This window comes from Geobacter sp. DSM 9736 (genome assembly GCF_900187405.1).
GTDB lineage: Bacteria > Desulfobacterota > Desulfuromonadia > Geobacterales > Geobacteraceae > DSM-9736.
This window is the reverse complement of sequence record NZ_LT896716.1, coordinates 1-13471: the sequence shown is the minus strand read 5'-3', so window position 1 is coordinate 13471 and position 13471 is coordinate 1. Positions and strand designations below refer to the sequence as shown.

The 13471-nt window shown below is 59.6% G+C and carries 16 protein-coding genes; 12 read left to right on the top strand and 4 right to left on the bottom strand.

The window, feature by feature from the left end:
* Positions 1-385: 385 nt before the first annotated feature.
* The 12 genes from CFB04_RS00080 (at position 386) to CFB04_RS00025 (ending at position 11124) form a co-directional block, all read left to right on the top strand.
* Positions 386-2395, top strand: a complete 2010-nt coding sequence (locus CFB04_RS00080) for a molybdopterin oxidoreductase family protein (RefSeq protein WP_088536642.1) — start codon at positions 386-388, stop codon at positions 2393-2395.
* Positions 2396-2522: 127 nt separating this feature from the next.
* Entirely contained in the window at positions 2523-3092 is a 570-nt protein-coding gene (locus tag CFB04_RS00075; protein WP_088536641.1) for a hypothetical protein, read from the top strand.
* Between the two features lie 68 nt (positions 3093-3160).
* Complete coding sequence (locus tag CFB04_RS00070; RefSeq protein ID WP_088533362.1) at positions 3161-3757, top strand: hypothetical protein; 597 nt, start codon at positions 3161-3163, stop codon at positions 3755-3757.
* 68 nt (positions 3758-3825) lie between these two features.
* Positions 3826-4467: a M23 family metallopeptidase gene (locus CFB04_RS00065; RefSeq protein WP_088533361.1), complete on the top strand. Its 642-nt coding sequence runs from the start codon at positions 3826-3828 to the stop codon at positions 4465-4467.
* Between the two features lie 15 nt (positions 4468-4482).
* On the top strand, positions 4483-4851 hold the full coding sequence (locus CFB04_RS00060) for a CidA/LrgA family protein (RefSeq protein ID WP_088533360.1): 369 nt from the start codon (positions 4483-4485) through the stop codon (positions 4849-4851).
* Positions 4848-5567, top strand: coding sequence for an LrgB family protein (locus tag CFB04_RS00055; RefSeq protein WP_088533359.1), 720 nt, complete (start codon positions 4848-4850; stop codon positions 5565-5567). The genes CFB04_RS00060 and CFB04_RS00055 overlap by 4 nt, the downstream gene beginning before the upstream one ends.
* Positions 5568-5710: 143 nt before the next feature.
* On the top strand, positions 5711-6442 hold the full coding sequence (locus tag CFB04_RS00050; RefSeq protein ID WP_172825408.1) for a lipopolysaccharide assembly protein LapB: 732 nt from the start codon (positions 5711-5713) through the stop codon (positions 6440-6442).
* A 21-nt stretch (positions 6443-6463) separates the two neighbouring features.
* Positions 6464-7678, top strand: a complete 1215-nt coding sequence (locus CFB04_RS00045) for a tetratricopeptide repeat protein (RefSeq protein WP_088533357.1) — start codon at positions 6464-6466, stop codon at positions 7676-7678.
* A complete protein-coding gene (locus CFB04_RS00040; RefSeq protein ID WP_088533356.1) occupies positions 7675-8067 on the top strand; it encodes a hypothetical protein in 393 nt (130 codons plus the stop codon). The genes CFB04_RS00045 and CFB04_RS00040 overlap by 4 nt, the downstream gene beginning before the upstream one ends.
* A gap of 114 nt (positions 8068-8181) precedes the next feature.
* A complete protein-coding gene (locus tag CFB04_RS00035) occupies positions 8182-9387 on the top strand; it encodes a class I SAM-dependent rRNA methyltransferase (protein WP_088533355.1) in 1206 nt (401 codons plus the stop codon).
* Positions 9388-9615: 228 nt separating this feature from the next.
* A complete protein-coding gene (locus CFB04_RS00030) occupies positions 9616-10542 on the top strand; it encodes a putative 2-dehydropantoate 2-reductase (protein WP_088533354.1) in 927 nt (308 codons plus the stop codon).
* Positions 10543-10773: 231 nt separating this feature from the next.
* Entirely contained in the window at positions 10774-11124 is a 351-nt protein-coding gene (locus CFB04_RS00025) for a hypothetical protein (protein ID WP_088533353.1), read from the top strand.
* A 115-nt stretch (positions 11125-11239) separates the two neighbouring features.
* Here the strand turns inward: CFB04_RS00025 and CFB04_RS00020 are convergent, their stop codons facing one another.
* The 4 genes from CFB04_RS00020 to CFB04_RS18245 form a co-directional block, all read right to left on the bottom strand.
* Positions 11240-11992 (bottom strand): RES family NAD+ phosphorylase, encoded by a 753-nt coding sequence (locus CFB04_RS00020; protein WP_231934276.1) that lies wholly within the window; start codon positions 11990-11992, stop codon positions 11240-11242.
* Positions 11952-12341 carry an antitoxin Xre/MbcA/ParS toxin-binding domain-containing protein gene (locus tag CFB04_RS00015; protein WP_088533351.1) on the bottom strand — a complete coding sequence of 130 codons (390 nt, stop codon included), beginning with the start codon at positions 12339-12341 and terminating at the stop codon, positions 11952-11954. Before CFB04_RS00015 ends, CFB04_RS00020 begins: the two co-directional genes overlap by 41 nt.
* Positions 12342-12504: 163 nt before the next feature.
* Entirely contained in the window at positions 12505-13089 is a 585-nt protein-coding gene (locus CFB04_RS00010; RefSeq protein ID WP_088533350.1) for a Maf family nucleotide pyrophosphatase, read from the bottom strand.
* Positions 13070-13354 (bottom strand): hypothetical protein, encoded by a 285-nt coding sequence (locus CFB04_RS18245; RefSeq protein ID WP_088533349.1) that lies wholly within the window; start codon positions 13352-13354, stop codon positions 13070-13072. Before CFB04_RS18245 ends, CFB04_RS00010 begins: the two co-directional genes overlap by 20 nt.
* Positions 13355-13471 lie beyond the last annotated feature (117 nt).

Below are 13471 nucleotides of genomic sequence, written 5' to 3'. Positions count from 1 at the left end.
AATCAGCTCCTTCACGTAGAAAAGCCGCACCGGCGTTAGCCGCGGGCGGCTTTTCAGTTTATGCTGCGGAACGCTGCCGTTGCAGGGCTATGCACGGAGCATGGCTTCAAATTTGACAACTCAGGATAGCCCTCCTCTTAATCTTAATCAGATTTTATTTCAGCGGGCGAGTGTGCTATAAAAGGGCGCGCATCAGGCAAGTATTCCAGACGCCACCGCCCCCCGACCGTAACCCGGCACGATGCTTGAGCAGCATATTATGGGAACTGATCAAGCTCCATGGACCCCGACCCGTCGAAAAACTGGGCAGACGGGTGAAGGGGGGCACGCCGTAACCGGCTTAAGACTTTTATGCGTTATGCAGCCCCCTCTCAGAGATATCATCATGACGACAATCATACGTTCCGTCTGTCCCTACGACTGCCCCGACACCTGCGGGCTGCTGGTCCACGTTGAAAAGGACCGGGCCGTCCGGGTGACAGGAGATCCCGATCACCCTTATGCCCAGGGGACTCTTTGCCCGAAAATGAACGACTACGAGCAGACGGTGCACTCCCCCCGGCGGCTCCTGAAGCCGCTCATCCGGAGCGGCGAGAAGGGATCCGGCACATTCCGGGAGGCGACGTGGGATGAGGCCCTGAAGCTGATCGCCCTCCGTTGGCGGAAAATCATAGCCACCCACGGCGCAGAGGCGATCCTCCCCTACTCCTACGCAGGCACCATGGGCCTCATTCAGCGCAATGCCGGCCATCCCTTCTTCCATTACCTGGGGGCCTCGCGCCTCGACCGGACCATCTGCGCGCCGGCAAAAGACGCCGGACTGAAAGCCGTGCTTGGTGATACGCCCGCGCCCGATCCCGACGAAGTGCTCGGAAGCGACCTGATCATTCTGTGGGGCATCAACGCCGCCGCCACGAGCATTCACTTCCTCCACCGCTCCAACCGCGCCAGGAAAAAAGGCGCCCGCGTATGGCTGATCGACACCTACGCCACCCACACGGCCCCTGCCGCGGACGAAGTTTTCCTCATCAGACCCGGAAGCGACGGAGCCCTGGCACTAGGCCTGATGCACGTTCTGGAACGGGATGGGCTTGCGGATCTTCAATTCCTTCGGGAGAGGACGCAGGGATGCGAAAGGTTTTCACGGGAGGTGCTCACGGCCTGCACCCCTCAGTGGACGGCTGAACTGACTGGGCTTCCGGCGGAAACCGTCGTGCGGCTTGCCCATGAGTATGCCGCGGCAAAAGCCCCTTTCATCCGGCTTGGAAGCGGCCTCTCCCGCTACGGGAACGGGTCCATGACCGTGCGAACCATAGCCGCCCTCCCTGCATTCGTCGGCGCTTACGGCAAGCGCCACGCCGGCCTCCTTGGGAGCACCTCCACCGCCGGCGCCTTCGCCATGAACGAAGTGCTGCGGGAGGACTTCATGAAGCAGCCTACGCGGGTGGTCAACATGAACCGCCTGGGGCACGCGCTGAACGACCTGTCCGATCCGCCGGTGATGAGCCTCTACGTCTACCATTCCAATCCCGCGGCGATCACTCCCGACCAGAACGCGGTGCTGCGCGGCCTCGCCCGCGAGGACCTGTTCACCGTTGTCCACGAGCGGTTCATGACCGACACCGCCCGCTGGGCCGACGTGCTCCTTCCCGCCACCTCGTCGCTGGAGCACCCGGACATCTACCGCGCCTACGGGACGTACTGCATTCAGCGGGCGAAAGGGGCGATCCCGCCGGTGGGGGAGAGCCGTTCCAACTGGGAGGTGTTCGCCGCCCTGGCAGAAGAACTGGAGTTCCATGAGCCCTTCTTCCGCCGGAGCGCCGAGGAACTGATCGACCGCCTCCTTCAGAGGGCATCGCCGCTGCGGGAGGGGATAGACACGACGGGCCTTGAAGAGGGAAAAGGAGTTCTGCTCAATGTGCCGCCGTGGCCGCCGGCCCGCTTCGTCACACCTTCCGGCAAGATCGAGATACTGAACGAATCGGAGAAGGAGCCGCTGCCGCGTTACATCGCTCCCCACGAAGAGAACGGTAAATATCCGCTGCGGCTTATGACCGCGCCGAACCCGTTTGCCCTCAATGCCTCCTTCTACGAGCGGGACGACCTGCGCAGAAAACAGGGAGTCATGCAGCTAAAGGTAAACCCGGAGGAAGCCGACCGCCGCGGGCTGGCACACGGCGACCGCGTCATCGCCTTCAACTGCCAGGGAGAAGTGACATTCATCCTGGAAACGACGGAAGCGGTGCCGCCGGGGACGGCAGTGGCGGAAGGGGTCTGGTGGCTCGAATTCGCCCCCGGAAGCCGCTCGGTAAACGCCCTCACCTCCCAGCGCCTGACCGACCGGGGCAACGGCAGCACCTTCTACGACAACCGCATCGATATCCGGCGCGAGTGACGCGCATTCGCACACTGAAGGACCTGCACCCGAGCGGTAAGCGCGCCGTGCAATTCCCGAACGATACGCCGGTAGCAGCAAAAAAATAAGATCTAGGATCTCATTGGAAGTGACAACCGAATCAAATATGGATCAAGACATCATTCAAAGATTAAATTTCGCGTTGCCTGCTGTCCGCTCCTGGATCGAGAAAACCCTGGAGGATCATAAGCATAATGGTGTACCGGTCATCACCCTGGGCTTTTCAAGACTGGAAAAGGTATTTTCTTCCGACCTATTGAAGAGAGCCAAGGTGATAGCGGTAACAGAGAAAATACCTTACCCCCCTGTCAGCAGCATGGGCCTGCCTGAATTGCAACAGATGGAAACCACACCTTTTTCAGGCATTACTTTCAAAGACACCTTCTTTGTCAGGGAAGACATGATGCATTCTGAAAGCATTCATTTCCATGAATTGGTGCATGTTGTCCAGTGGGATCAGCTTGGAGTAAATAACTTTCTGCTGGCATATGCGGCGGGCCTTATCCAGTTCGGTTATGAAAATAGTCCCTTCGAACAGATGGCCTACAAGCTTCAGCGGGATTTAGATTCCGACAACCTGTCGACCGGCCTTGAGGATCTGATACGTGTAAACACCGGCGCGATATGGGCCGGCCTGGCTCATCTTTTCAAAGAAACATCAGCAGGGGACCACTGACAGATAGACAAAACCCCTGCGATCTCCCCGGCCCATTCAGCTCATACCTGCAATCAGAAAGCGATGCCATGGCTCTACTGCGAACATTCACAAAGCTCCTTCTTTTAGCAGCATTCACCGCCTCAACCGCGGCGCAGTCTGCAGCTGCGGAGCCTGCCGGGCAGAACGCGATGCGCCTGGTCGACCTCGTCAAGCCCCACCAACGAGAGGCGCTGGCCATCCGTTTCATGGTGCAGGTGTCGCCGATCCCGCTGCCGGAAGGTGTCTCAGGGTGTACGGTGGCAAAGGCCACTCCGGCATTGAAAGATTATTTCGCCCGCCTTTATTCCGACCACCTCGATGAGGCTTCGCTGCGTGATGCGGTTACCTTCTTCGAGAGCAAGGAGGGCAGTGCTGCGGTAGAAACCGGCCTTCAGCACGAGGAGAAGATCTACACGTCAGCGGCGAAGGGAGAAACGATTGCCGGCGAAGAGCCGGAGTATCCGCCGCAGATACGCAGGGCGCTGGAGACTTTCAGCGCCACGACGGCAGGCAAGGCGCTTACGGGAAAAGAGGAGCTCTCATCACGGCAGCCTTTCAGGAGCGAGATCACGGACATCCGGGATACGGCGCTGGGCGACTGCATCCGGGAACTGGCGGTCCGGAAATCCCCAGAGGCGCCGTAGCGGGAACGACCTGACCGGGAGACCTTGAATGGACCAAATCTCCCGGCGTTACATCAAGAGCAGCCTACATGACAAAACATCTTGCAAAGGGACTGCTTCTTGCGGTTTTTTTCTTATCCTTCTCCATCAGCCCCATTGGCGCTTCCGGCGAGCAACCCGAAACAATGGGGGCAAAACTCGTGGCGCCCGTTGAAGGGGCGCTGAAGTATCCATTCACGAAGGACGAATCCATCCGCTGCGGCAGGTGGCGAAAGGGCTCCCAGGATTACCCCTATTTCGGGGCTCCGAGGGACCGGAACCGTCGCCGTCACGCGGGAGTCGACCTTTACCCGGTGGGGGGTGCCGGTTCACCGGTCAGGGCCGTGGCCGATGGGACCATCATCAAGATTGCCCCCTTCTATACACGGGCAAACGGAGAGGTCACCTACGCTGTTCTTGTTGATCATCATGATTTTGTAGCCAACTATGCCGAGCTTCTAAAGCCGGACATCAAGGCCTCGGCACCTGTCCGGCAGGGAGAGGTGCTCGGCAGGGTGAGCGGGACGAAGCAGCTTCATTTCGAAATGTACACCCGAGGCACGAAAGACTGGTCGAAATGGTACGGCGAGAGACCTGCCAACCTTATCGACCCTACAGATCTCCTGAAAATGCTACTGATGGGACAGGCAAGCGCGGAGGGGCAGGCCCCGCTTTCCCGCCCCTCCCCTTAGAGGAAAGGAACTTCCATGCTCGGCTCTCTTACCCTTATCCTCGTCTGCCAGCTTGTCGGAGAAGTCATCACGAGGCTTGCAAAACTCCCCGTTCCAGGCCCGGTAATCGGCATGGTGCTGCTCTTCTGCGGCCTGGCCTTCTGCCCCCGGAGAATGCCGGATGAGGTCGAAAAGGTCGGCGGCTTCCTGCTCCGTTACCTGGCTCTGCTCTTCGTCCCCGCCGGGGTAGGGGTCATTACGCACCTCGACCTTCTTATGAAATCATGGGCGCCGATTTCCGGCGTGATCATCATCGGGACGCTGGCGACCATTGCGGTAACGGCGCTGGTCATGCAGTTTCTCAATCGCCGGTTGCCCTCCGAGCGGGAAGGGAGCGGAGAATGACCGGGGAAGTACAGGATGCCTGGCTTTACCTGTCGTCAACCCCCCTGTTGTGGCTGACCCTGACCCTGATCGCTTACCAGATCGGCACCTGGATATTCCGCAGGTTCGACTGTCACCCGTTGCTGAATCCGGTACTGACAGCGATCGTTGCGCTGGTCGTTCTGCTGAAGGTAAGCGGCATCGATTACCAGACCTATTTCAAGGGAGCGCAGTTCATTCACTTTCTGCTGGGCCCTGCAACGGTTTCCCTGGCAATCCCCCTCTACCGGGAGATCACGATAATCAGGAAGTCTTTCGTACCGATCATCGCTTCGCTGGCAGTGGGCTCCGCAGCTGCCGTCATCAGCGCGGTGGGTATCGCCTGGGCGCTGGGGGGCGAAAACCTGATACTTCTTACCGTCGCTCCGAAGTCGGTCACCACCCCCATCGCCATGGGGATCTCAGAGCAGATCGGCGGGCTGCCTTCATTGACGGCTGTGGTGGTCGTTCTCACCGGCATAACCGGTGCCGTAGGGGGAGATTTCATCCTGAACCGCCTGAGAGTCAAAGACGATAAGGCCCGCGGCATGGCTCTCGGCGTCGCCTCGCACGGCGTCGGAACCGCTCATGCCATTCAGAGGAGCCGGTCCGCCGGTGCTTTTGCTGCGCTGGCGATGGCGCTGAACGGGCTCTTCACAGCTCTGTTGCTGCCTTTGCTGGCCGGCCTGATCCGGTAAATCTCCCTGCAGGAATGCTCCCCCATATCCCGAAGCGAAGATAGCCCGATCTGATCTCCTTCCCCGAAAACGGCTTTATCCGGCTCCGGATGTGTGGTAATAATCGCACCCGGAGACAAATTCCATATGGGTTGGAGAGAAAGATGTCGATCGACGTTCTATTGAAGAAGGCCCACGAGAAGCACCGCCAGAAGAAGTACGAAGCAGCCGCGAAATTTTACAGGGAAGCCCTCGAAATCGACCCGGAGAACCTGGACGCCAACTATCTCCTGGGGACGGTTTTCGCCGAAACGGGCAAAGCCTCCGAGGCCGAGCCGTACCTGGTCAAGGCGGCGGAACTCGACCCTTCATCCCCATACATAAAGATCAACCTGGGCAACGTATACAAGCTTCAAGGGGACTTCGAGAAGGCGCTGGAACAGTTCAGAGGAGCCCTCTCCCTCGATGACAATCTGATGCCCGCTCATTTCGGCATCGCCACCATTCTGGCGAAAACCGCGGACAAGGTCGAAGAGATGGTGGAGCATGTGAACCGGGCGTTGAGCATCAATCCGAACATCCCGCAGTTGCACTACCTGATCGGGAAAGTCCTTGCCAGGGACGGCAAGAACGAAGATGCGATACTTGCCTTCAAGAATGTCGTCATCCTTAACCCGGCTTTCCCCGATATCAACTTCGATATCGGGATGTGCTTCCTGAAAATGGGCAGGAACCAGGATGCCGTGGCGGCGCTCAGGAAGGCGGTGAAGAAGAATCCTTCATCCGTCCGATGCCGCTACTACCTCTGCGCAGCCGAGGGCAAAACCCCCGATCCGGCTTTGCAGCAGGCGTTTGCGGAACTTCAGGGCGAGAACGTGGATTCAGGCGCTGAGTAATCTAGATAAAAAGGACAGGTCATGGGATTTTTCAACAAGATGTTCGGAAGGAACGGAGAAACCGACGACAGCGCCGCTGAAGTTTCCGGCGCCGACTTTGTAACGGCCCTGCAGATGCACCTGCGCGGCGAGCTGGACCCCGCCCTCGCTGCCTATGAAAGCTTTGCCGAAGACTCGCCCCATGACAACCTGGCACCCTTTTTTGCCTCGGCGCTGAAGGCCGCCAAGGGAAATCTCGCCGAGGCCACCGAAGATCTGCGCTCCCTCAGCCGGCGTGTCTCCTCAGATGGAGCCACCATTTCCCGCGCCGTTGCACAGGACCTGGTCGCCCTGCTGGAAGAAGAACCTTTGATCAAGGAACCCGATGTAGCGGAGATCGTCATCTCCTTCGGCGACCGTCTCAAGGCCCAGGGGCTTCTTCAGGAAAGCGCGGTCTGTTTCGAGATAGCCGCAGGCATTCTTCCGGACCATGCCAGCGTTCTCCACAAGCTCGGGGATACCCTTCACGACCTGCGCATTTACGAATACGCCGAAGCCGTGCTTCAGGAGGCCCTCAGGCACGCGCCGAACCACTGGGACTCGCTGTACACCTACGCCGTGCTGCTCCAGGACCTGGGACGCTTCGATGAGGCTATCACGCACTACGAGAAAGCAGTCAGGCTCAATCCGGACCATGTGAAGTGCCGGAACAACTACGGCGCAGCGCTCATGATGGCGGGAAGGCTCGAGGACGCCCTCGCCCAATGCACCGTTGCGGCGGAACTGGACCCCGGCTTCCCGCTTGCGAAGATCAACCTCGGCAACATCAATCTGCTCATGGGGAACCACCAGGAGGCCCGGCGCTGTTTCCGGGAAGCAACCTCGCTGGACGGCTCTCTCGCCCTGGCCCACTTCGGGCTCGGGTCGGCGGAACTGTCGGGAGGCGATACACAGCGAGCCCGGGAGTCTTTCCTGAAGGCCATCGAACTCAACCCGGAATTTCCCGATTTTCATCACGCCATGGGAAAACTTCTCGCTCGTGACGGCAACCCGGAGGCGTTCTCCTACTTTGCGGCGGCAGTCGAGTTGAACGGCAGCCTCAGGGACCTTCGCAAGGATTTCGGACTTGCCTGCCTGCAGATGGGGCGGCGGGAGGAAGGGCTTGAACACCTCAGGATCGCACTCGAGCAGAACCCGGAAGATGCCGAGGTTCGCGGTATTCTTTCATCGGCAGATGATGAGGGGAGAGATCAGTGACCGTTGCGAAACCCATTCCGCCTGCACCTGAAGAACTTGCCCTTATCATCATCCGGAGGGATGGTTTTGCGAGCTCGGAGCCGGGTTCAATACTCGCAAACAACGGCCGTGCCTGGCGCTACCAGGATGACGGCCTTTCGGAAGTGCCCTGGAGCGAGTATGAGCGAGCCACCGGCAGTGACGACCAGAAAGACTGGCCCCCCTATACGATTACCTTCGCAGTCTCTCCGTTGTCCGCCGACAACACGCTGACCATGGAGGTGTATGCTCTTTACGACGCGGGGATAATCGAAGGGTCCCGCGGGGGGGCTGACACGATCTGGACACTGAAATATCAGGATGAAACCTGGCAAGTCATGGATATCGAGTACTCGATGTTCGACGACTAGCCAATGATGAACGCACCGCAGGCGTCAGGCCTTGCGTGCAGCCGCGCCCGCTTCGTTGCGGCCCGCTAAACCTTTCACAACTCCCCCCGAGGAACTTCCCGAGAAGGCGCACAGATGTCTAATGCTGGATGGCCCGTCGGCCCTGAAACCGTACAAATGCTGGAGTTGGGGCATCCCTGGATCATAGCCGACAGCCATACGAAAAAATGGCCCTCCGGCCGCCCCGGACAGCTTATAGAGCTCACGGACAACCAGGGCCGCTTCCTTGCCACAGCCCTTCTCGACCCGGGAGAGCGGATCGTGGCGCGGGTGCTGGGGCGCGAGCGGCTTCGTCTCGACCGGCGCCTGGTGCAGCAGCGGCTGGCGTCGGCGTTCCGGCTGCGCGATGAGCATGCCATCCTCGGAGAGACCACTGCCTACCGCCTGGTGAACGCGGAGGGTGACGGCCTCCCCGGCCTCACCGTGGACCGCTATGGGGAGTATCTCATGGTCCAGCTCTACACCGCGGCGTGGCGCCCTCACCTGCCGCTGGTGACTCAGGTGCTGCAGGAGATGCTGCAGCCTTTCGGCATCTACGAAAAATCCCGGCCACAGAAGACACGCGAGCTGGAGGCCGTAAGCGAGAGCAAGCGCTACGGCAAGCTGCTGGCCGGCATTGCCGCACCCGACCGGCTGACGGTCAGGGAAAACGGTCTCGATTTTCTCGTCAGCCTGGAGCAAGGGCTCAACACGGGGCTGTTCCTCGACCAGCGCGCCAACCGTCGAGACCTGATGCAGAGGGTAGCGGGAAAGCGGGTCCTCAACCTCTTTGCCTACACCGGCGCCTTTTCGGTGGCCGCAGCAGCCGGCGGCGCGACTCTCGTGACAAGCGTCGACGCATCCCCGGCCTACACCGACAGGGCGAGAGCTAACTTCAGCGCGAACCGGCTGAATCCGAAACGACATGAGTTCATCGTCGGGGACTGCCTGGCTGCACTGGTGGAAATGGGCCGCCAGGGGAAACGTTACGACATCATCCTGCTCGACCCCCCATCCTTTTCCACAACAGGCAAAAGCCGCTTCACCACCAAGGGGGGAACCTCGGAAGTGGTGGCCGCAGCCCTGCCGCTCCTGGAGGACGGCGGGTTGATTATCGCCTCCTCCAACCACCAGAAGGTAGATGTCGCGGACTACCTGAAGGAGATACGGCGCGGAGCACTGCAGGCAGGAAGCCACCTGCGGGTCATCGCCCTCCATGGGCAGCCGGCGGACTTCCCCTACCCGGTCACATTCCCCGAGGGGCGGTACCTCAAGTACGCCATCTGCGTTAAGGGCCTTTAGAAGGTTGTTGAAAAACAGCCATCTCGCCGCCGTCCTCAAAAGCCGCCGTGTGCGGCGTAGCGCAGCTACGCCTCCGTGGGGCTTTCTGCGGGTGCGACGATCTGGCTGTTTTTGAACAACCTCAGTTTTTCAACGAAGTTTACTAACGTCTATAGTTTAGAGACATCGCCAGAGCGCAAGGCAATAAACGAGATGACTGTCTTTCAACACCCGTCAAGAAGGTGATACATGCGTATAGCGGTAGTCGGAGCCGGTGCCTTGGGGCTCTATTACGGGGCGCTGTTGCAAAAAAGCGGCGAGGATGTCCATTTTCTGCTGCGGCGGGATTACGACGCCATCACCCGGCAGGGTCTGAAAGTCTTCTCGATCGACGGCGACTTCGCCCTGCCCCACGTGCAGGGATACCGGAAGCCCCAGGAGATAGGCCCCGTCGACCTTGTGCTCGTAGGGCTCAAGACCTTTGCCAACGACAGGTATGCCGAGCTGATACCGCCCCTGGTCGGCGAGTCGACCCTCATACTGACCCTGCAGAACGGGCTCGGAAACGAAGAGGCGCTGGCGGAGCTGTTCGGCAGGGAACGGATCGTCGGCGGCGTGGCGTTTCTCTGCTCCAACCGTGGGGAGCCGGGAGAGGTGCATCACCTGGGAGCAGGAAGGATTGTCCTGGGGGAGTACCTGAACATGGACCGGGAACGGGTGAATCGGCTGGTAGCGATGTTCGTGAAGGCTGGGGTAGACTGCCGGGCGACGGATGACCTGAAGCGGAGCCGCTGGGAGAAACTCGTCTGGAACATCCCCTTCAACGGGCTCTGCGCCCTCCTGCAGCAGACGGTCGACATGCTTCTCGCTCAGGATGCATGCCGGAGCCTCGTGCGGGATATCATGCTGGAGGTGATAACAGGCGCCAATGCACAGGGGCTTACCAGGCCGATCTCTGCCGGATATGCGGAGAGCATGCTTGAATTCACCGACAGGATGGGGGAGTACAAACCCTCCATGCAGATCGACGTGGAGGAGGGGCGACAGTTGGAGATAGCCTCGATTCTGCGAACCCCCCTCGCGTATGGACGTGAGCGCGGAATAGAGATGCCCCGGGTGGAAATGCTGGCGACCCTGCTGGAACAGAAGGTGCTCCTGCCATCGCGTCCGGCCTAGCATCCCGCTGCAGGCAGGAAGCTCTCCCCTCCTCCTTCCGCACTGAAGTTCTTTCCATCACCATGGGTGCATGGCCTTCATACCACCCTCCCCTGATTTTCCAGCTCAGCACGTTGGAGCCCCGTAAATATCTCCCCCCGGAAGTCTCAAGTTTTTGCCCGGTGCAGCAGAGGCTGCTCTCTCCCCTTTGCTATACTTGTAGTAGTCCATGCAACGAGAAAGGAGAGATGTATGAACTACAGAAAAATCGCCACCGCCCTCGGGTGGTTCAGCATCGGCCTCGGGGTTGCGGAAATCATGGCATCGGGGAAGATAGGCAAGGCATTACGAATGGAGAAACGTGAGGGGCTTCTGCGGACGTACGGTCTGCGGGAGATAGCGACGGGAATAGGGATTCTCACCCAGCAGAGACAGGCACCGTGGCTGTGGGCGCGGGTTGGGGGAGACCTGCTCGACCTGGCGACCCTGGGGACCTCCGCCGCCAAAAGCGGCTCGAAAGCACCCGTGGTCGCTGCCGCAGCTGTCGCCGGTGTGACGGCGCTGGACCTGCTATGCGGTCAGCGGCTCTCTGCCCGGGTGTAGGAACTGGTCACGAGGCATATCATCATATAAAGGCGCAGAGTGACGAAAACACGCGATCCCTCTGCGCCCGGCGCCTCCGGAGGCAGGAGGCCCGGAGGAAGCCGCTGAGCCGGGTTCACGCTGGTCCAGTTTTCTCATGACCACCAAAGGAGGACCAGCGTGAAGTCGGAAAAGAACACGTTTGGGTCGCCCCCCTCCTCCAGATCGCTTCATCGCGCGTTACCACCAGCTGCCATGTCTGGGTATCCGGTTCGGGGCGCTTTGCGGCGAAGGCGTTCGGTGTAAGCACGGCAATGCACCAGGAGGGAGAAGGATCTCTCACCGATTCGTACTTTATTGCCTCTACCCCCGCATCCCTTGCGGTACGTGCGAATTGCTGGGTCGCGGTATAATCGTGAGGGTCTGTCCACCTAGCCGAATCAGCGTCGAAAGGGGACGCCCTCAAGTCAATGCCCTTACCGTCGAGCCTGACACTGAAAGCGGTATGCTGTGCCGGTCCGAGGCGCTCCAGCCCCGCTGTTTCCTGAAGGAACCTCCAGCGCCAGAAGGCAACCTCTGCCGAAGCAGTTCTTACGGATTCCGCCGCATAAAACACTCCGGGATCGGATGTAGCCCGGAACCGTGACCCGGGAGGGACCGGCACGTAACGGAAAGGAGCGGCCAGCAGGTAGTCGAGGTCACGGACCTCCGCCGGCACCGGCGGCTTGCTCTCCTCGAGGATTTCCTCCAGTAGATCCTGCTCCGCAAGTGTATCGACAAGCTTCATCGTAGATGCAACGTGCTGCGCCTCCACCATCCGCCACACGATGTCCGTGAGACGACGGCTGTTAGACGACAGCGCGTCTGGCGTCCAGGTAGTTGACGACACGAACCAGCCCCTCCGTGGTGGTGATCAGGTCCAGCGGCTTCTGATCCGCCAGCGCCCGGTTCTCGCTCGTCAACCAAAGACGTGCATCCTCCGTCATCCCACCGACTATCGCATCGAGGGACCGGAACAACCGGACCAGCAAGACCGCGAATTCCCATTCCTTCTTCTCCGGCGAAAGAGAGTAGGAGCCGGAATAGATGCGGGACATGGTGGCGGCGCTCACTCCGAGAATGCGTGCGAGTTTTGCCTGGGGAAGATCCAGTTGCGCTGCGGCCCTGACGAGTGCTTTCGACAGTACGGCAGCCTTGCCGAGAGCTTCGGCTCCTGGTTTGCGGCGGGCCTGAGGCATAGCTCCCTCCTTCTTGCTGCAGAAATATTATCGGATATATATTTCTACAGCAAGGAAATATTGGATAAACGAGATAAAAAACGGCGACCGTGGGGTCGCCGAATTACATCTTTTTGAAACGATATAGGCGGTTCGGGCTGCGGAACAGCAGCAGGAGAGGTTCTCAGCCGGTTGCCCCAACACGTTGCAGCGTCTCCACCACCTCGCAAAGCGGCAGCCCCACCACATTGCTGTACGAGCCGTCGATCTTCCGGACCATGTAGGCCGCGCCCCCCTGGATGGCGTAGGCTCCCGCCTTGTCGAAAGGGCACCCGGTAGCTATGTATGCCCCTATCTCCGTTTCGCTCAGTTGCTTGAAATAGACTCTGGTAGATACTGAATCGGTGACGCAGGTGTTCTTCTCACTGTCGAAGACGGTATACCCGGTGATCACCTCGTGGGAAATGCCCGACAGTTTTCGGAGCATCCGGAAGGCGTCCGCCTCATCCTTCGGCTTCCCCATGATCTCGCCTTCGCATACGACGACGGTGTCTGCGCCGATGAAGAATCGCCCGGGACTTCGGCCGGCCACCTCGCACGCCTTCTCCCGTGAGAGCCGCTGAACGTGGTCTGCCGGAAGTTCGCCGGGAAGCGGTGCCTCGTCTATATCTCCGGGCACGACAATGAAGTTGATCCCGGCAGACTCAAGAAGTTCCGAGCGCCGCGGAGATGCGGACGCGAGGACGATGCTACTTTCGCTTTTCGGCATCCCGCTCTTTCCTTTCCTGCTCCCGCCGCCGGTAAAGCTCGGCCATGCGCTCCTGCTCCTCCCAATGCTTCTTCCAGTCCTTCTTCCGTACAAAATGGAGGAGAATGGCGCCGCCGGTGATCATGACCCCCCAGAAAATCTGCACCGCCTGGCCCGTGTAGATGCCGGACCCCAGAGAGAAGAGACCCATGAGAATCAGCAGGACCTGGATCGAAAAAAGCCTGCCGATGACGGAAATTTCCTGTTGCTGCTTGTCCTTGTCCACAAAGTGCTCCTTTCAGTCGCACAGGTTAAGGTTAAGGTTAAGGTTAAGGTTAAGGTTAAGGTTAAGGTTAAGGTTAAGGTTAAGGTTAAGGTTAAGGTTAAGGTTAAGGTTAAGGTT

What these genes read in the sequence shown, in the direction of transcription:
- CFB04_RS00075 (WP_088536641.1), top strand. Translation starts at nt 2,523, where the DNA reads ATGGATCAAGACATCATTCAAAGATTAAATTTCGCGTTGCCTGCTGTC.
- CFB04_RS00065 (WP_088533361.1), top strand. Translation starts at nt 3,826, where the DNA reads ATGACAAAACATCTTGCAAAGGGACTGCTTCTTGCGGTTTTTTTCTTA.
- CFB04_RS00080 (WP_088536642.1), top strand. Translation starts at nt 386, where the DNA reads ATGACGACAATCATACGTTCCGTCTGTCCCTACGACTGCCCCGACACC.
- CFB04_RS00025 (WP_088533353.1), top strand. Translation starts at nt 10,774, where the DNA reads ATGAACTACAGAAAAATCGCCACCGCCCTCGGGTGGTTCAGCATCGGC.
- CFB04_RS00055 (WP_088533359.1), top strand. Translation starts at nt 4,848, where the DNA reads ATGACCGGGGAAGTACAGGATGCCTGGCTTTACCTGTCGTCAACCCCC.
- CFB04_RS00015 (WP_088533351.1), bottom strand. Translation starts at nt 12,341, where the DNA reads ATGCCTCAGGCCCGCCGCAAACCAGGAGCCGAAGCTCTCGGCAAGGCT.
- CFB04_RS00050 (WP_172825408.1), top strand. Translation starts at nt 5,711, where the DNA reads ATGTCGATCGACGTTCTATTGAAGAAGGCCCACGAGAAGCACCGCCAG.
- CFB04_RS00060 (WP_088533360.1), top strand. Translation starts at nt 4,483, where the DNA reads ATGCTCGGCTCTCTTACCCTTATCCTCGTCTGCCAGCTTGTCGGAGAA.
- CFB04_RS00010 (WP_088533350.1), bottom strand. Translation starts at nt 13,089, where the DNA reads ATGCCGAAAAGCGAAAGTAGCATCGTCCTCGCGTCCGCATCTCCGCGG.
- CFB04_RS00030 (WP_088533354.1), top strand. Translation starts at nt 9,616, where the DNA reads ATGCGTATAGCGGTAGTCGGAGCCGGTGCCTTGGGGCTCTATTACGGG.
- CFB04_RS00045 (WP_088533357.1), top strand. Translation starts at nt 6,464, where the DNA reads ATGGGATTTTTCAACAAGATGTTCGGAAGGAACGGAGAAACCGACGAC.
- CFB04_RS00070 (WP_088533362.1), top strand. Translation starts at nt 3,161, where the DNA reads ATGGCTCTACTGCGAACATTCACAAAGCTCCTTCTTTTAGCAGCATTC.
- CFB04_RS00035 (WP_088533355.1), top strand. Translation starts at nt 8,182, where the DNA reads ATGTCTAATGCTGGATGGCCCGTCGGCCCTGAAACCGTACAAATGCTG.